The 17,267-nt window shown below is 74.6% G+C and carries 15 protein-coding genes and 1 tRNA gene; 12 read left to right on the top strand and 4 right to left on the bottom strand.

The features are described 5' to 3' along the window. Positions 1 to 6: 6 nt before the first annotated feature. Complete coding sequence (gene cydB / locus K5O09_RS05755) at positions 7 to 1,089, bottom strand: cytochrome d ubiquinol oxidase subunit II (RefSeq protein WP_222171844.1); 1,083 nt, start codon at positions 1,087 to 1,089, stop codon at positions 7 to 9. A 21-nt stretch (positions 1,090 to 1,110) separates the two neighbouring features. Further along, on the bottom strand, positions 1,111 to 2,592 hold the full coding sequence (locus K5O09_RS05760; RefSeq protein WP_222171845.1) for a cytochrome ubiquinol oxidase subunit I: 1,482 nt from the start codon (positions 2,590 to 2,592) through the stop codon (positions 1,111 to 1,113). Between the two features lie 299 nt (positions 2,593 to 2,891). On the opposite strand from K5O09_RS05760, the gene K5O09_RS05765 reads away from it, so the two are divergent. From K5O09_RS05765 to K5O09_RS05820, 12 genes are all read left to right on the top strand, one after another. Then, entirely contained in the window at positions 2,892 to 6,476 is a 3,585-nt protein-coding gene (locus K5O09_RS05765; protein ID WP_222171846.1) for an Rne/Rng family ribonuclease, read from the top strand. Positions 6,477 to 6,752: 276 nt separating this feature from the next. Next, complete coding sequence (gene rplU / locus K5O09_RS05770; RefSeq protein ID WP_222172616.1) at positions 6,753 to 7,061, top strand: 50S ribosomal protein L21; 309 nt, start codon at positions 6,753 to 6,755, stop codon at positions 7,059 to 7,061. Positions 7,062 to 7,125: 64 nt separating this feature from the next. Continuing rightward, positions 7,126 to 7,380: a 50S ribosomal protein L27 gene (rpmA, locus tag K5O09_RS05775; protein WP_147796066.1), complete on the top strand. Its 255-nt coding sequence runs from the start codon at positions 7,126 to 7,128 to the stop codon at positions 7,378 to 7,380. A gap of 87 nt (positions 7,381 to 7,467) precedes the next feature. Further along, positions 7,468 to 8,979, top strand: coding sequence for a GTPase ObgE (obgE, locus tag K5O09_RS05780; protein WP_222171847.1), 1,512 nt, complete (start codon positions 7,468 to 7,470; stop codon positions 8,977 to 8,979). Positions 8,980 to 9,037: 58 nt separating this feature from the next. Then, entirely contained in the window at positions 9,038 to 10,177 is a 1,140-nt protein-coding gene (gene proB / locus K5O09_RS05785; protein WP_222171848.1) for a glutamate 5-kinase, read from the top strand. A gap of 160 nt (positions 10,178 to 10,337) precedes the next feature. Next, the gene (locus K5O09_RS05790) at positions 10,338 to 11,678 is read left to right on the top strand and encodes a glutamate-5-semialdehyde dehydrogenase (RefSeq protein WP_222171849.1); all 1,341 of its coding nucleotides are present in this window, start codon (positions 10,338 to 10,340) and stop codon (positions 11,676 to 11,678) included. A gap of 61 nt (positions 11,679 to 11,739) precedes the next feature. Then, positions 11,740 to 11,895 (top strand): hypothetical protein, encoded by a 156-nt coding sequence (locus K5O09_RS05795; protein WP_222171850.1) that lies wholly within the window; start codon positions 11,740 to 11,742, stop codon positions 11,893 to 11,895. Between the two features lie 24 nt (positions 11,896 to 11,919). Continuing rightward, complete coding sequence (gene nadD / locus K5O09_RS05800; RefSeq protein ID WP_222171851.1) at positions 11,920 to 12,522, top strand: nicotinate-nucleotide adenylyltransferase; 603 nt, start codon at positions 11,920 to 11,922, stop codon at positions 12,520 to 12,522. Between the two features lie 1,211 nt (positions 12,523 to 13,733). After that, entirely contained in the window at positions 13,734 to 14,042 is a 309-nt protein-coding gene (locus tag K5O09_RS05805) for a hypothetical protein (RefSeq protein ID WP_222171852.1), read from the top strand. Positions 14,043 to 14,073: 31 nt separating this feature from the next. Further along, positions 14,074 to 14,469 (top strand): ribosome silencing factor, encoded by a 396-nt coding sequence (rsfS, locus tag K5O09_RS05810; RefSeq protein WP_222171853.1) that lies wholly within the window; start codon positions 14,074 to 14,076, stop codon positions 14,467 to 14,469. Further along, positions 14,466 to 15,161, top strand: coding sequence for a histidine phosphatase family protein (locus K5O09_RS05815; protein ID WP_222171854.1), 696 nt, complete (start codon positions 14,466 to 14,468; stop codon positions 15,159 to 15,161). The genes rsfS and K5O09_RS05815 overlap by 4 nt, the downstream gene beginning before the upstream one ends. A gap of 87 nt (positions 15,162 to 15,248) precedes the next feature. Continuing rightward, positions 15,249 to 15,321 (top strand) — tRNA-Ala (locus tag K5O09_RS05820). A gap of 300 nt (positions 15,322 to 15,621) precedes the next feature. Here the strand turns inward: K5O09_RS05820 and K5O09_RS05825 are convergent. Both K5O09_RS05825 and K5O09_RS05830 read right to left on the bottom strand, forming a co-directional pair. After that, a complete protein-coding gene (locus tag K5O09_RS05825; RefSeq protein ID WP_222171855.1) occupies positions 15,622 to 16,545 on the bottom strand; it encodes a PHB depolymerase family esterase in 924 nt (307 codons plus the stop codon). Positions 16,546 to 16,726: 181 nt separating this feature from the next. Then, a complete protein-coding gene (locus tag K5O09_RS05830; protein WP_222171856.1) occupies positions 16,727 to 17,263 on the bottom strand; it encodes a thiamine pyrophosphate-dependent enzyme in 537 nt (178 codons plus the stop codon). Positions 17,264 to 17,267 lie beyond the last annotated feature (4 nt).

Genomic DNA, 17,267 nt, shown 5'->3' on the forward strand with positions numbered 1-17,267 from the left:
CGGTCCTCAGGCCCGGGTCGAGCCGTCGGGGGAGGTGCCGCCGTGACCGGTGCCGGCACCGACCTTCGACGTCACCTCGGCGAACGTCAGCCCGGTGTGCTCCGGGATGTGGTCCGTCGAGATCCGCTTGCGGAACACCCAGTACGTCCAGCCCTGGTAGAGCAGCACGATCGGGGTGAGGATCACGGCGACCCACGTCATGACGGTCAGCGTGTAGTGCGTGGACGAGGCGTTGTCGACGGTCAGCGAGTTCGCCGGGTCGATCGCGGGCATGACGTCCGGGTACATGGACCCGAAGATCAGCACGACCGCCGCGACGATCGCGACCGCCGACGCGATGAACGCCCAGCCCTCGCGCCGCGCGCGGGTCGTCAGCACCAGGGCGACGAGCGCGCCGGCCGCGACGACGACAGCCGCCCACGTCCAGGCCACCGAGTAGGCGAGCTGCGCCCAGACGGCCCAGCCGCCCGCGACCACGAGGGTGACGACCGACAGGCGGGCGGCGACCGCGCCGGCCCGGTCGCGGATGTCCCCGGAGGTCTTGAGGGCCAGGAACACGGCGCCGTGCGTGAGGAAGATGAGCAGCGTCGTGGCACCGCCCAGCAGGGCGAACGGGTTGAGCAGCGCGAAGAACCCACCGACGTACTGGTGGTTCGCGTCGAGCTCGACGCCGCGCACCAGGTTGCCGAACGCCACGCCCCACAGCAGGGCCGGGACGTAGGAGCCGATGATGATGCCGCGGTCGGACCAGGCCCGCCACGCGTCGGTGTTGATCTTCCCGCGCCACTCGAACGCGACGATCCGCATGATCAGCGCGAGCAGGATGAGCAGCAGGGCCAGGTAGAACCCGGAGAACATCGTGGCGTACCACTCCGGGAACGCCGCGAACGTCGCGCCACCCGCGGTGAGCAGCCACACCTCGTTGCCGTCCCAGACCGGGCCGATCGTGTTGATCATCACCCGGCGGTCCTTGTCCTTGCGGCCGAGGAACGGCAGCAGCATGCCGACGCCGAAGTCGAACCCCTCGAGGACCAGGTAACCGGTCCACAGGACGGCGATGAGCAGGAACCAGAGAGTCGAGAGCTCCATGTCGGTCAGTCCCTCCGTCCGTCAGTAGGCGAACGACAGCGGGCGGTCCGCGGCGTCCGGGGAGTTGTCGGGCTTGTTGTCGGGGTTGTCCGGGCTCACGTCCTTCTCGGTGTCGGCGACGCCCTCGACGGCGTACCGCTTCATGAGCTTGAACCACACCACGGCGAGCGCCCCGTAGAGCAGGGTGAACGCGGTCATCGAGATGATCACCGTCGTCGGGGACACCACCTCCGAGACACCGCGCTGCGTGAGCAGCCAGACGCCGTCGACGCCCGTCGGGTTCGGGTAGACGACCCAGGGCTGCCGGCCCATCTCGGTGAAGATCCACCCGAACGCGGACGCGATGAACGGGGTGGGGATCGCGATGAGCGCGATGCGGGCGAGCCACGGGTTGTCCGAGACCCGGCCCCTGCGGGTGAGCCACAGCGCCGTCAGGGCGAGGGCCACGGACCCGAGCGCGAAGCCGATCATGAGGCGGAACGACCAGTACGTCACCGTGAGGTCGGGGATGTAGTTCACGCCCTCGCCGAACTGCTCCTCGTAACGCGCCTGGAGGTCGTCCACGCCCTCCAGCGTCGAGTTGAAGTCGTTGTTCGCGAGGAACGACAGCAGGCCCGGGATCTGCAGGTAGTGCGTGACGCCCTCGCAGTTGTTGGTGAGGTCGCCGACCGCGAACAGCGAGAAGGCCGCGCCGTCCTCGGTGACGCAGAGCGCCTCGGCGGCCGCCATCTTGGTGGGCTGCTGCTCGAACATGAGCTGGCCCTGCGCGTGTCCGGTGATCGCGAGGCCGACGCCCGAGATGAGCATGGTCACCACGCCCAGCATCACGGCCGGGCGGTAGACGGTCCGCGCCTTCTCGGCGTGGCCCTGGCGCACGAGGCGCACCATCCACCAGGCGGCGATGCCGGCGACGAAGGTGCCCGCGGTGAGGAACGCCGCGGTGATGGTGTGCGGGAACGCGGCGAGCAGGGTGTTGTTGGTGAGGACCGCGCCGATGTCGTTCATCTCCGCGCGCCCGGTCTCGGTGTTGAAGATCGCGCCCACGGGGTGCTGCATCCAGGAGTTCGCCGCGAGGATGAAGTAGGCCGACAGGTTGGTCGCGATCGCGACCGCCCAGATGCACGCCAGGTGGATCCTCTTGGGGAGCTTGTCCCAGCCGAAGATCCACAGGCCGAGGAACGTGGACTCGACGAAGAACGCGGCGAGGGCCTCCATCGCGAGCGGCGCGCCGAACACGTCGCCGACGAAGCGGGAGTACTCGGACCAGTTCATCCCGAACTGGAACTCCTGGACGATGCCCGTCGCCACGCCGATGGCGAAGTTGATGAGCAGGAGCTTGCCGAAGAACTTCGTCAGGCGCAGCCAGGCCTCGTTGCCGGTGCGCACCCAGATGGTCTGCATGATGGCGACGAGCGGGGCGAGGCCGATCGTCAGCGGGACGAAGATGAAGTGGTAGACGGTGGTGACACCGAACTGCCAGCGAGCCAGATCGAGGGCTTCCATGGGCGATCCGTCCAGGAGCAGGTGCGAGTGGGGGGCCGTACGGCCTAGGTGCCGGCCGCTCTCCGAAGGTATTGCGCCCGGCTTCACAAGGGTAGGACGAAGGTCCCGTGATCTGACGCCGTGTCGTCTCATCGTGACGCGCTTCACGAGCGTGATCTAGGGCACTGTGCGATACTGGCGGCGGACTCCCGGGATCCACACACCCCGGGCGCCCACCGTGCTCGCCGCACCAGCGCATCGCGCTCGCCAGGCGCCGCCGGCCGCGGACGGTCCACCCGGACTGCCGCGCCAGGCAGGCGATGGCGCCGAACGCCCGTGCAGCGGCCGACACCGACGACTTCCGTCGCCGCGGGGACGCGAGCGACGACCGACCGCCCGAGGGCGCCGCGCGTGTGGCCGGCGTACCCGGGCTTGCAGGAGCACCCCGCGTGACGCTCGACAACACCTCGGACACCACCCCCGCAGCAGCACCGGGGGGTGAGCAGGCCGAGGCGACCACCCGCCCGCGCCGCACCCCCCGCAAGCGCGTGACCAAGGCCGCCGGATCGCCGGGCGCCCCGGAGCCGGCCGCCGACGCACCGGCTGCGGTCGTGCCGGCCGGCCCCGCGGACCCCGGCCCCGCGCCCGCTGCCGACGACGCACCCGCCACGCCCGTCCGGCGCCGCACCCCCCGCAGGACCAAGGCGCAGCTCGCCGCCGAGGCCGCCGCCCACGCCGACGAGGCCGGTGCCCCTGAGGTGCCTGCCGAGGCGACCGCTCCGGAGCCCGAGGAGGCGCCCACCCCGCGCCGCCGCCGGTCCACCCGCCGGGCCGCCGCGCCGGCTGCGGACGCTCCTGCCGCCGCCGAGGCACCGCAGGCCCCGGTCGCCGACGCGCAGGGCGCCCCCGCCGCGGAGCAGCCCGCCCCGGCGGCCGCGGAGCAGCCCGTCGCCGAGCAGGCCCCGGCCGAGCAGCCCGTCGCCGAGCAGCCCGTCGCCGAGCAGGCCCCGGCCGAGCAGCCCGCCGCCGAGCAGCCCGTGTCCCGCGCGCGCCGGTCCCGCCGGGCCACCCGTCCCACCGCCGCCCCGGTCGAGCCGGGCTCCGCCGCTCCGGTCGGCACGGCAGCCGCGCAGCCGGAGCCGGCCGCGCCGGTGGACGAGCCCCTGATCGACGAGCCCGAGGACGAGCAGATCGCCGAGACGGTCGAGCAGGCCGAGCAGACGTCCGCCGCCGCGCCGGAGTCGCGTCTGGACGTCCTCGCCGAGCTCGGGCGCACCACGCCGGCCGGCCCGGCGGCCTCCCCGGCCGCCCCGGGTGGCGACCAGGACCGCAGCGCGGCGCGTCTCGCGACGACCGCGCTGCTGTTCCAGGCTCCCGAGGCGCCGCGCCGCCGCCGGCGCGCCCAGGCGCCGTCCGGGTCGCCCGAGACGATCTCCGCCGCGGCCCAGGCCGAGGACGCCCGGACCGCGGACGCCGGTCCCGCTCCGGCTGCGCCCGCCGACGAGCAGCCCGCGCCGTCCCGTCGTCGCGGCCGCCGTGGACGCACCCGTCCCGAGGAGGCCCCCGAGGCCGCCGAGGCCCCCGAGGTCGATGGCACCGAGGTGCCCCTCCCGCAGGACGAGGCCGCGGTGGACGCCGACGAGCAGCCCGCCGGTGCCGCCGAGGACGGCGACACCGAGCAGGACGGCGACGAGGGCGCACCGCGTCGTCGTCGCCGCCGCGGTGGGCGCGGACGGCGTTCCCGTGGCACGTCGGACGGCGACGCCGAGTCCGCCGACGCCCCGGAGGACGGCGACGACGACCAGGCGGACGGCGGGCAGGACGCGGACGGCACCGACGGCGGGGACGACGCGGACGACCAGTCCGAGGGTGACGAGCAGGGCGGTGGCAGCCGCCGTCGCCGGCGCCGTCGCCGCTCGGGCCGTGGCGGCGAGCAGGGCGAGAGCGAGCCGCGCCGGACGGGGGGCCGGAGCGACGAGGTCACCGCGCTGCGCGGATCGACCCGCCTGGAGGCCAAGCGCCAGCGCCGCCGGGAAGGTCGGGACGCCGGCCGCCGCCGTCAGATCATCACCGAGGCCGAGTTCCTGGCGCGTCGTGAGTCGGTCGAGCGGTCGATGATCGTCCGCGAGGCGCACGGCAAGACGCAGATCGCCGTGCTCGAGGACGGCGTGCTCGTCGAGCACTACGTGTCCCGGCAGGCGCAGGTCTCGATGGCCGGCAACGTGTACCTGGGGCGGGTCCAGAACGTGCTGCCGAGCATGGAGGCCGCGTTCGTCGACGTCGGCAAGGGTCGCAACGCCGTGCTGTACGCCGGTGAGGTCAACTGGGACGCCGCGGGTCTCGAGGGCGGGCAGCCGCGCCGCATCGAGCAGGCGCTGAAGTCCGGCGACTCCGTGCTCGTGCAGGTCACGAAGGACCCGATCGGCCACAAGGGTGCCCGCCTGACGTCGCAGGTCACGCTGGCCGGCCGTTACCTCGTGTACGTGCCGGGCGGTGGCATGACGGGCATCAGCCGCAAGCTGCCGGAGCCCGAGCGCGCCCGCCTGAAGAAGATCCTGCGGGAGGTCGTCCCCGACTCCGCCGGCGTCATCGTGCGCACGGCCGCCGAGGGGGCGAGCGAGGAGGAGCTGCGCGCGGACATCGCCCGCCTGCAGTCGCAGTGGGAGGCGATCGAGAAGAAGGCGAAGACCGCGTCCGCCCCGGCGCTCCTGCAGGGGGAGCCGGACCTGGCGATCCGCGTGGTCCGCGACATCTTCAACGACGACTTCTCGTCGCTCGTCGTCCAGGGCGACGGCGCGTGGTCGACGATCTCGTCGTACATCGGCGAGCTCGCGCCGGACCTCGCGCAGAAGGTGTCGAAGTACACCGGCACGGGCGACGTGTTCCACGACCACCGTGTCGACGAGCAGCTCGCCAAGGGCATGGACCGCAAGGTGTGGCTGCCGTCGGGTGGCTCGCTGGTCATCGACCGGACCGAGGCCATGACGGTCGTGGACGTCAACACCGGCAAGTTCACCGGAGCGGGCGGCACGCTCGAGGAGACCGTCACCCGCAACAACCTGGAGGCCGCGGAGGAGATCGTCCGCCAGCTCCGGCTGCGGGACATCGGCGGCATCATCGTCATCGACTTCATCGACATGGTGCTGGAGTCCAACCGCGACCTCGTGCTGCGCCGGCTGGTCGAGTGCCTCGGCCGGGACCGCACGAAGCACCAGGTGGCCGAGGTCACCTCGCTCGGCCTGGTCCAGATGACCCGCAAGCGGGTGGGCCAGGGGCTCGTCGAGGCGTTCTCGGAGACCTGCGAGCACTGCAACGGCCGCGGGTTCATCGTGCACGCGGAGCCGGTCGAGCGGGGCAACGGGCGCCCCGACGCGGGCGCCCCGCAGCAGGCGCCCGAGGGGGGCGAGGCCAAGAAGTCCCGACGCAAGCGCGGTGGTGCCAAGGAGCAGCCGGCGGCGAGCGCGCCGACGGCGGCCGTCCCGGTGCTGCCGGAGGCGCGCGAGGCCGTCAAGGCGACGCTCGCGACGATCGCCGCCGCCGCGGCCCACGCGCACGCCCACGACGACGAGCCGCAGCACGACCACGACGCCGAGGCGGACGGCACGACCGTGGCCCGGACCGTGGTGGCGGAGCGGGTCGAGCAGGTGGTCGGTGACGGTGGTGCCGCTCAGGACCCGGCGGCCGACCGGGCGCCGGAGCCGGACCCGCACCCCGTGGTGCTGGACGTCTTCGCCGCCCTGGGTGACCTGGCGCACCGCTCCGGCACGGCCGACGAGCCCGGCACGACCGGGCGAGCGGCGTCCGCCGCGGACGAGGGGGGAGGCCGGCTCGAGCTGACGCCGGTGGACCCCGGTCTGTTCGAGCTGCCCGCGCCCGAGGAGACCGACGAGCCCGACGAGGCCTGAGGGACGGGGCCCGGTGCACCGGCACCGGGCCCCGCACCCACCCCCGGATACCGGCACGGTTTGACCCTCGGGGACGGGCTTGCGTATCCTTGAACGTCGGTGCGTTCTGACGAGAGCCGCTCGTGCGGTCCTCGCCGGAGAGCACCGTTCGCGCGTACCGCCCCTGCGGTGCCGACGCTCCCGAGTCCCGCTGCCACCGCGGTGGCGCGCCGGGACGCGGCCCGGGTCGGGACGCCCCCAGAACCTGTAGTTCGACGAGCAGAGATGAGCAGCAACGTGGTGTACGCGATCGTGAAGGCCGGCGGCCGTCAGGAGAAGGTCGCCGTCGGCGACGTCGTCGTCGTGGACCGCATCGCGGCCGAGGCCGGCTCGACGGTCCAGCTGCCGGCGCTGCTGCTGGTCGACGGGGAGGCCGTGACGTCGGACGCCGCGGCGCTCGCCAAGGTCACCGTCACCGCTGAGGTCGTCCGGGACGAGAAGGGCCCGAAGATCGACATCCTGCGGTACAAGAACAAGACCGGCTACCGCCGCCGCCAGGGCCACCGTCAGGCGCTCACCCGCCTCAAGGTCACCGGCATCAAGTGACCCAGCGGGCCGCGCGCCCGTGACCGACCTCCCGTAGACAGCACCGCAGGAAAGCAGGCCTGAGATGGCACACAAGAAGGGCGCGAGCTCCTCGCGCAACGGTCGCGACTCCAACGCCCAGCGCCTCGGCGTCAAGCGCTTCGGCGGCCAGGTCGTCAACGCCGGCGAGATCATCGTCCGCCAGCGCGGCACGCACTTCCACCCCGGCGTGAACGTCGGCCGTGGCGGCGACGACACGCTGTTCGCCCTCGCCGCCGGTGCGGTGCAGTTCGGCACCCGTCGTGGCCGCAAGGTCATCGACATCGTGACGGCGGGCTGACACCGCCGCACCCCAGCACGCAGGCCGGAGGGGCGCACCGCACGACGCGGTGCGCCCCTTCGTCCATGAGGAAGGAACCACCCGCACATGGCCGCGTTCGTCGACCGAGTCGTCCTCCACGCCAGCGGCGGTGACGGCGGCCACGGCTGCGCGTCCATCCACCGCGAGAAGTTCAAGCCGCTCGCCGGTCCCGACGGGGGCAACGGCGGCAACGGGGGCAGCGTCGTCCTGGTCGTCGACCCGCAGGTGACGACGCTCCTCGACTACCACCACGCCCCGCACCGGCACGCCCCGTCGGGTACCCAGGGGATGGGTGACCACCGGCAGGGCTCCACGGGCCAGGACCTGGTGCTGCCCGTGCCGGACGGCACCGTCGTGAAGTCGGCCGACGGCGAGGTCCTGGCCGACCTCGTGGGCGCCGGCGCGCAGTTCGTCGTCGCCGAGGGCGGTCACGGCGGTCTGGGCAACGCGGCCCTGTCGTCCCCGCGGCGCAAGGCCCCCGGCTTCGCGCTCCTCGGTGAGCCGGGCGAGGCCCGGGACGTCGTGCTGGAGCTCAAGACGATCGCGGACGTCGCGCTGGTCGGGTTCCCGAGCGCCGGCAAGTCGTCCCTGGTCGCGGCGGTGTCCGCCGCCCGGCCGAAGATCGCCGACTACCCGTTCACGACGCTGGTGCCGAACCTCGGCGTCGTCCAGGCGGGAGACGCGCGCTACACCGTCGCGGACGTGCCGGGCCTCATCCCCGGCGCGAGCGAGGGCAAGGGGCTCGGTCTGGAGTTCCTGCGGCACGTCGAGCGCTGCGCGGTGCTCGTGCACGTGCTGGACTGCGCCACGCTGGAGCCGGGGCGCGACCCGCTGACCGACCTCGAGGTCATCGAGGCCGAGCTCGCGGCGTACGCGGGGGACCTCGGCATCGAGGGTGGCCGGGTGCCGCTGACGGAGCGCCCGCGGCTGGTCGTGCTGAACAAGATCGACGTCCCCGAGGCGCGCGAGCTCGCGGACCTCGTGCGCCCGGACCTCGAGGCGCGGGGCCTGCGGGTGTTCGAGGTGTCGACGGCGAGCCACGAGGGCCTGCGCCCCCTGACGTTCGCGCTGGCCGAGCTGGTCGAGCAGGCCCGCCGGGAGGCTCCGGCGCCCGAGGCCACCCGCGTCGTGCTGCGGCCACGGGCCGTCAACGAGTCCGGGTTCACCGTGACGCGGCGGGTCGAGGGCGATCACGAGTACTTCCAGGTGCGGGGGTCGAAGCCGGAGCGGTGGGTGCGTCAGACGGACTTCGCGAACGACGAGGCCGTCGGGTACCTGGCGGACCGGCTGGCGCGGCTGGGTGTCGAGGACGCGCTGCTGAAGGCCGGTGCGGTCTCGGGCGCCGAGGTCGTCATCGGCGACGGGCCGTCCGCGGTGGTGTTCGACTGGGAGCCCACGCTGCTGACCGGCGCGGAGCTGCTCGGCGGTCCGCGCGGGTCGGACGTGCGGCTGGAGGACCACAGCCGGCCCACCCGCGGCCAGAAGCGCCACGAGTACAAGGAGCGCATGGACGCCAAGGCGGAGGCCCGCGCCGAGCTGTGGACGGAGCGCGAGGCCGGTCTCTGGACCGAGGACTGAGGCGTCCGGCCCGCGGAATCCCGTGGGGCCGCCGCCGCCCCCGGGGCAGAATGCCCGCGTGAGTGCCGCCGCGCTGTCCGACCGCCGCCTGCTGCCCCAGGTCCGCCGCGTGGTGGTGAAGGTCGGCTCCTCGTCCCTGACGGACACGGACGGCCGCCTCGACCCCGAGCGGCTGCGGGCGCTGGTGGACGTGCTGGCGTCCCGCGTCGCGGACGGCCGTCAGGTCGTGCTCGTGTCCTCGGGGGCGATCGCGACCGGCATGGACCCCCTGGGCCTCGCCCGCCGCCCGCGGGACCTCGCGACGCAGCAGGCCGCCGCGTCGGTCGGCCAGGGCCTGCTCGTCGCGCACTACACGCGGGCGTTCCACGCGCACGGCCTGCGGGTGGGGCAGGTGCTGCTCACGGCCGACGACACCATGCGGCGCGGGCAGTACCGCAACGCGCAGCGCGCCCTGGACCGGCTGCTGGACCTGGGCATCGTGCCGATCGTGAACGAGAACGACACGGTCGCGACCGACGAGATCCGGTTCGGCGACAACGACCGGCTCGCGGCGCTCGTCTCGCACCTGGTGCACGCCGACGCGATGGTGCTGCTCACCGACGTCGACGGGCTGTACACGGGTCCGCCGTCCCGGCCGGGCTCGCGCCGCATCCCGGAGGTCCGCGGGCCGCGCGACCTGGAGGGCGTCGACGTGTCGGCGCGCGGCAGCCACGTCGGCACCGGCGGCATGGTGACCAAGCTCGAGTCCGTGGCCATCGCGACGGCGTCGGGCGTGCCGGTGGTGCTGACCTCGGCTGCGCAGGTCGCGGCGGCGCTGGCGGGCCAGGACGTGGGCACGTGGTTCGCGGCGACGGGGCGCCGCACGTCCACGCGCCTGCTGTGGCTCGCGTACGCGGCGCGGACCCGAGGTCGGCTCGTCCTCGACGACGGGGCGGTGCGGGCCGTCGTCGAGCGCGGCACGTCGCTGCTGCCGGCGGGCGTCACCGCGGTCGAGGGCGACTTCGAGGCCGGCGACCCCGTGGAGCTCGCGGGGCCGGACGGCACGGTGGTCGCCCGCGGCCTCGTCGCGTACTCCGCGCAGGAGGCGCCGGGGCTGCTCGGGCGCTCGACGCAGGACCTGCGTGCCGACCTGGGCGAGGGGTACGACCGCGAGCTCGTGCACCGGGACGACCTCGTGCTGGTGCGCCGGCGGCGCTGAGCGCGACGCGGGGCGCCGGGCAGGGCGCGGCGGGCCGGGGCGGCGGGCCCGAGGCGCGCGCGGCGGGCCGCGGCAGGCGCGCGCGGGTGCGGCGGTGGCCGTCCGACCAGCCCCCGGACGGCTCCGGGGCGTGTCCGGCGCCCGGGACTACCCTGGTGCGATGACGACCTCCCTCGACGCCCCGGCCACGGCGCAGCACCTCGACGCGGCCCCGGCACCGGGGGGCGGCACGCAGCCCGACGTCGCCGAGCAGGTGCTCGCCGTGGCGCAGCGCGCGCAGGTCGCCGCCCGCGCGCTCGCCGTGGCCACCCGCGCCACGAAGGACGCCGCGCTCGGGGCGCTCGCGGACGCGCTCGTCGCGGATGCCGACACGATCGTCGCGGCGAACGCCGAGGACGTGACCCGAGGCCGCGAGCAGGGCACGTCCGCCGGTCTGCTCGACCGGCTCACGCTGACGCCCGAGCGGATCGCCGGCATCGCCGACGCCCTCCGGGAGGTCGCGGCGCTGCCCGACCCGGTCGGGGAGGTCGTCCGCGGCTCCACGCTGCCGAACGGGCTGCGGATGCGCCAGCTCCGGGTCCCGATGGGCGTGGTCGGCATGATCTACGAGGCGCGGCCCAACGTCACCGTCGACGCCGTCGGGCTGGCGCTGAAGAGCGGCAACGCGGTGGTGCTCCGGGGCGGGTCGGCCGCCGCGCGCAGCAACGAGCGGATCGTCGCGGTGCTGCGCGCCGCCCTCGAGGCCCGCGGGCTGCCCGCCGACCTCGTCCAGTCGATCGACGCGTACGGCCGCGCGGGCGGCGTCGCGCTCATGCACGCCCGCGGCCTGGTCGACGTCCTGGTGCCGCGTGGCGGGGCGGACCTCATCCGGACGGTCGTGCGCGAGGCCACCGTGCCGGTCATCGAGACGGGCGTGGGCAACGTCCACGTGTACGTCGACGCCACGGCCGACCCCGCGGTCGCCCTGCCGATCCTGCTCAACGCGAAGACGCAGCGCGTCGGCGTCTGCAACGCCGCGGAGACGCTGCTCGTCCACCGCGACGCGGCCGCCGGGTTCCTGCCGTCCGCGCTGACCGCGCTCGCGGACGCCGGGGTCACGGTGCACGGCGACGCCGCGACCGCGGACCTCGCGCCCGCGGGGGTGGACGTCGTGCCGGCCACCGACGAGGACTGGGCGACCGAGTACCTGTCGCTCGACCTCGCGGTGCGGGTGGTCGACGACCTCGACGCCGCGCTGGAGCACATCCGCACCTGGTCGTCGGGTCACACCGAGGCGATCGTCACGCGCGACCTCGCCGCGTCCGAGCGGTTCGTGGCGGAGGTCGACTCCGCGGCCGTCATGGTCAACGCGTCCACCCGGTTCACGGACGGCGGCCAGCTCGGCCTCGGCGCGGAGATCGGCATCTCCACCCAGAAGCTGCACGCCCGCGGTCCCATGGGGCTCGCCGAGCTGACCACCACCAAGTGGGTGGTGCACGGCGACGGGCACGTCCGTCCCTGACGGGGGACCCGCCGGACGTGCGACACTGGACCCTCACTTCGACCCCTCCCGGGAGGACCACGTGAACGCTGCGCTGCGCGCCGCCGAGGCCGCCGCCGAGCAGACCGTCGAGCTGCCGTTCGAGCCCGTCGTCTTCGGCATCGCCGGCTTCGGCGTCCTCATCGCCCTGCTGCTCGTGACGTTCGCCTTCCGGAGCGTCGGCACCCGCCACGACTGACCGGCCGCGAGGGACCCGCCACCGATGACGCAGCGACGATCCCGGCTCGGGGTGATGGGCGGCACGTTCGACCCCATCCACCACGGCCACCTCGTCGCCGCCAGCGAGGTCGCCGCGCAGTTCGACCTGGACGAGGTCGTGTTCGTGCCCACGGGCGCGCCGTCGTTCAAGCAGGACGTCGAGGTCACGCCCGCGGAGCACCGCTACCTCATGACGGTCATCGCGACCGCGTCGAACCCGCGGTTCACGGTGAGCCGCGTCGACATCGACCGGCCCGGTCTGACGTACACCGTGGACACGCTGCGCGACCTGGCGCACGAGCGGCCCGACGCCGACCTGTACTTCATCACCGGCGCCGACGCCATCGAGCAGATCCTCACCTGGAAGGACTCCCCGGAGCTCTTCGAGCGCGCGCAGTTCGTCGCGGTGACCCGGCCGGGCCACGCCCTGTCCACGGACGGCCTGCCGTCCGACCGGGTCAGCCAGTGGGAGATCCCGGCGCTGGCCATCTCGTCCACCGACGTGCGTGAGCGCGCGCGCGCCGGGAAGCCCGTCTGGTACCTCGTCCCGGACGGGGTCGTCCAGTACATCGCCAAGCACGGTCTGTACCGAGGAAGTCAGTCATGAGCACACCCGGCACTCCGCTGACCCGTCGGGAGCTGCGGGAGCGCGAGGCGGCACGGCGCGCGGCGGAGCAGGCGGCCGCAGCAGGCGGGACGCCGGCCGACGCCGGACGCCCCGGTGCCCCCGTGCAGCCCGCCGCCGGTGCCGCCCGCGCCGCGGCGGCGTCCGGTTCCCCCGCTCCCGCGGTGCGTCCCCCTGCGCCGGGTGCGAACCCGGACGGCGCGGCCCCCCGGTCGGCCGGAGCCGGTGCGGCGGGCGGTGGTGAGGCGACGCCCGCCCGCGGCTCGGGCCGGGCCGGCGAGGCACCGTCGACGGGGAGCGCCCCCGGTGGCCCGGGTGTCGCGGCGACCGGCGGGGCCGGGGCAGCAGCCGTGGCCTCGCGCCGCGCCCTGCGCAACCGCCCGGTCTCCGCGGTCGGCCCCGACGGCCGCCCGGGCGGGTCGACGCCCTACCAGGTGCCGGGTCTGCAGCCGGAGGCACCTGCGCGCACGCGCCGCTCGATCCGCACCGCCTCGGCCCCTGACGCCACCGCGGTCCCGGGGACGGCGCTCGGCGGGACGGAGGCGCGAGCCGGTGCGCCCGGCGGCCGGGACGCCGCCCCCACGGCCGCACCACGGCCTGCTGCGCCTGCCGCGCCACGGCCGGATGCACCGGCCGCCGGATCGCGTCCGGCCCCTCCGACGCCCGGGCGCCCCGACCCCACCGGGCGCCCCGGGGTGGCCGCCGGCCCCTCGGCCGCCGGTGCCCCGGCGCCGGGCACGACCCCCGCGGGTGCCGTGCCGCCCCGCCCCGACCGCGCCGCCCGCTGGGCCGACCGGCCCGCACCTGTCGCCCCGGCGCAGGGGACCCGCCCCGGGGGCGGACCCGCCGGTCAGGACCGCGCGTGGGTGCCGTCCGGTGGCGTCGCGCCCGCTGCACCTCCGACCGCCGTCACCCCCGCTGCACCGGCCCCCGGCGCGCCGCAGGGTCCCGGGCAGCCCGGGTCCCGGACGTCCGCACCCGGTGCCGCGACGGGGAGCCGGCCGGGACCCCGGCCGCGGACGGCGAGCCCCGCCGGACCCGCGGCCACCGGCGCCGCTGCTCCGGCGTCCGCAGCTGCCGCGACCGGCGCACCCCGCCCGGCCCCGGCCCCGTCGCCCTGGGCGTCGCTCCCGCCCGCCGCCGCGAGCCCCGCACCGGCCGCGGAGCAGGCGGCCGACGAGGACGACGTCCCCGTGCCGCAGTGGCAGAGCCTGCTCAAGGCGATGGCTCCCGCGCCGGTCCCCGAGGCCGAGCAGACCGACCCGACCGGCACCCTGGTGCCCGCGTCGGCAGTCGAGGACGCCGACGACGAGCCGGAGCAGCCCGAGCGCCTGCGGCGGCCGCTGCCGTTCACGTGGCTGCAGTGGATCATCCTGGCGGTCGTGGCGTTCGTGCTCGGCTTCCTCATCATCTTCGTCGCCAACACGGCGTCGGACCGCGCCTCGGCCGCCGGGCCGTCGGTTCCCGCCGTCGCGCTCGCGGCCACCAGCGCCGCACCCTGACCTGCCCCACCCCATCGAACCGAGGAGTGCCGTGCCGGCATCCGACCGCGCCGTCGAGCTCACCGTCGCAGCAGCCCGTGCTGCCGCCGACCTCAAGGCCCAGGAGATCATCGCCCTCGACGTGAGCGGCCAGCTCGTGCTGACCGACGCGTTCGTCATCGCGTCGGGCACGAACGAGCGGCAGGTCGGCGCGATCGTCGACGCCGTCGAGGAGTCCCTGCACAAGCTGGGCGCCAAGCCGCTGCGTCGTGAGGGCAAGCAGGAGGGCCGCTGGGTCCTCATCGACTTCGGCGACATCGTCGTGCACGTGCAGCACGCCGAGGACCGCGTCTACTACGCGCTCGAGCGGCTCTGGAAGGACTGCCCGGTGATCGAGCTCCCGGCGGACGTGCACGGCACGCCCGAGGGCGGCGAGGCGGGGGAGTGACCGCCGGGCGCGTCGTCCTGTGGCGCCACGGGCGCACCGCCCACAACGCCAGCGCGCGGCTGCAGGGCCAGTCCGACATCCCGCTCGACGACGTCGGGCTCTGGCAGGCGGAGACCGCCGCGGCGGCGCTCGCGAGCCGGTACGCCCCGACCCGCATCGTGTCGTCCGACCTGGGGCGTGCGCGGGAGACCGCGCAGGCGCTCGCCGCCCGCACGGGCCTGCCCCTGCACACCGACGCCCGGGTGCGCGAGCGCTCCTTCGGGGAGTGGGAGGGCATGACGTCCGCGGAGATCGCTGAGCTCTGGCCCGAGCAGCACGCCGCGTGGGTGTCGGGCCGCGAGCCGGAGCGGGTCGGCGCGGAGACGCGCGCGGACGTGCTCGCGCGCATGGTCGAGGGCGTCACGGAGCTGGCCGGCGCGCTGGAGCGGGACGACACGCTCGTCGTCGTGTCGCACGGCGCCGCCATCAACCTCGGCATCGTCGGGCTGCTCGGGCTGCCGCCGACCTGGAAGGGCATGTCCGGCATGTCGAACGCCCACTGGGCGGAGCTGCAGCCCGGGCGCCCCGGGTCCGGGCTGGCGTGGCGCCTGGAGGCGCTGAACGTCGGGCCGGTGCACGCGTCGTCGGACTGGAACGCGGGCCCCGACCGCCCCGCGCCGACGATGGACGAAGAGGTGCGAGACCCCGCGTGACCTGCCGATTCGCGTCGGGGCGAGGCGTCGAGTAGAGTTCAGGTCGCCCGCTCAGCGGGTGGTGTGACGGTCTGCGGACCTGATCACGGGGCTGTGGCGCAGCTGGTAGCGCACCTGCATGGCATGCAGGGGGTCAGGGGTTCGAGTCCCCTCAGCTCCACCGACGTAGCAGGTCAGAGGCCACGCCGGCATCCTGGAGACAGGGCCCGGATGTGGCCTCTGCTGCTGATCCAGATGTTCACCGGCGCGCTGCGGCCCTGCGCCATCACCGACGCGGACCACGGGGTGGTCGCGCACGTGCGAGGGAGGCGGGACTCCCGGCAGGACCAGCCGGCGACCCGCACGCGTCCCGCTGGGTGCCCACCGGGGCTCTGAACACCGTGCGGCCGACGGGATCACGGATCGACCGGAGGGTCGTCGGTGGCCCCGGAGCCCCCTTCAGGCCGACCGACGCCCGACGTCAGGCCTTCCCGTGCGCCAGCATCCAGTCGGTCACGTCAGGGGCGAACGCGTCCGACCACGTCGGGCCGTGCGTGCCGCCCACGATCGTCCAGAGACCGACCTCTGTGCCCTGGGAGCAGGACCAGCTGCTCGTGACGGTCTCGGGGCCCGCGAGCGTCGAGTCGTAGTCCGCGGTGCCCTGGGTCGCGCTGTCCTCGCACTCGTCGATCGCCCGCCAGTCCGCGACCGTCTGCTCAGCCCCCGGATAGGGATCCCCCGGACCGACACTGCCGCCCGTGTAGCTGATGACCTCGTCGGTGTCGGCCTGCACCTGCAGGACGCTGACGGGCTGGCCCGGGGCGCACGCCGACGGGTCGACGTCGTTCTCTCCGGCGACCGACACGGCCGCAGCGATCAGGTCGGGGTGGTGGCACGCCATGCGCAGCGCCATGAACGCGCCGTTCGAGTGGCCGATGACGAAGACCCGCTTCGTGTCCACCGCGTACTGCGCCTGGATCCTCTCGATGACGCTGGTCAGGAAGCCGTCGTCGTCCGGGTCGACACCGTCGAAGGAGCAGCAGGCGGCCGTCGCGTTCCAGTACTGCTTGCCCGCCCTGTCGACGAGGCCCTCCGGGTAGGCGAGCAGGTAGCCCTTCTCCTCGGACTGATCCCGCAGGCCGAGGTAGGTGGCCGTGCTCGCTCCGACTTCCGAGTAGCCGTGCAGCGACACGATCAGGGCCGCAGGTTCGGCGGCGTCATAGCCGGAGGGGACGTCGAGGGTGAACGTGCGGTCGTCGAGGTCGATGGTGCCCGAGCCACCCGGTGCGACCAGAGTGGGCGTCGGCGTCGGCGCAGCGGCGTCGGAGCCGCCGGTGCACCCAGCCAGCACGAGCAGCAGGGCAGCGGCCCATGCACCGGTCTTCCGCGCGGACATCATCGTCATGGGCGGATGATTGCGCGGGTCAGGGGGATGGGGCAAACCAGCCCCTGAGCCGCCGCGTGCTCTTCGGCGCGGCCGCACGAGCGGTGACCGATCGGACGGGCGCAGGGATCCCGACGTCGCGCGACGGAGGTGCCGCAGAGCTCGCCGTCGGTGACCTGGATGCGGTACGCGCCGTCGACACTCAGGTGGGGTCAGGGGTGCGAGGTCGGCCTCGACCGATGGCCACCGTGAACCTGGCTCTGTTCTCGACCGGGAGCATCGGGGGCGGTCGTCGATCCTCCGGCGGAGAGCTGTGTCGCGTCCGGGCGACCGCGAGCCTGGGTCCGGGCATGCCGAGCCAGTTCACGAGCGCGTCCTCCGAGCCGGCGTGGCTGAACTGCCGTGACTCACCGAGGCCCGCAGCGCGCCCGATCGCGGCGAGGTCGGCGCCGGTGCTCGTCGCGCTCGGCTGCCCCCCGGTACTGCCGTAGGAACCGTTGTCCAGGACGAGGATGGAGAGCGTCTCGGGTCCGTAGCGAGCGACGGTCGTCAGGGTGCCGAGGTTCATCAAGCAGCCGCCGTCGCCTTCGACGGCGATCACCTGGGTGCCGGTGGTCAAGGCCACGCCGAGTGCCACCGGGATCACCATGCCCATGGACCCGAGCAGGTACAGGTTCCGGGGGTCGTCGGCCACTCGTCGGAGCTCCTCGGTGGTGTCGCCCAGCTGGCAGACGATCACCGCT

It is taken from the genome of Cellulomonas sp. C5510, from assembly GCF_019797765.1.
Lineage (GTDB): Bacteria > Actinomycetota > Actinomycetes > Actinomycetales > Cellulomonadaceae > Cellulomonas.

Bases quoted from the DNA above. Each gene is read 5' to 3' on its own strand.
- cydB (WP_222171844.1), bottom strand. From the start codon at position 1,089: ATGGAGCTCTCGACTCTCTGGTTCCTGCTCATCGCCGTCCTGTGGACC.
- K5O09_RS05760 (WP_222171845.1), bottom strand. From the start codon at position 2,592: ATGGAAGCCCTCGATCTGGCTCGCTGGCAGTTCGGTGTCACCACCGTC.
- K5O09_RS05765 (WP_222171846.1), top strand. From the start codon at position 2,892: ATGGCGCCGAACGCCCGTGCAGCGGCCGACACCGACGACTTCCGTCGC.
- rpmA (WP_147796066.1), top strand. From the start codon at position 7,126: ATGGCACACAAGAAGGGCGCGAGCTCCTCGCGCAACGGTCGCGACTCC.
- obgE (WP_222171847.1), top strand. From the start codon at position 7,468: ATGGCCGCGTTCGTCGACCGAGTCGTCCTCCACGCCAGCGGCGGTGAC.
- K5O09_RS05790 (WP_222171849.1), top strand. From the start codon at position 10,338: ATGACGACCTCCCTCGACGCCCCGGCCACGGCGCAGCACCTCGACGCG.
- nadD (WP_222171851.1), top strand. From the start codon at position 11,920: ATGACGCAGCGACGATCCCGGCTCGGGGTGATGGGCGGCACGTTCGAC.
- K5O09_RS05825 (WP_222171855.1), bottom strand. From the start codon at position 16,545: ATGACGATGATGTCCGCGCGGAAGACCGGTGCATGGGCCGCTGCCCTG.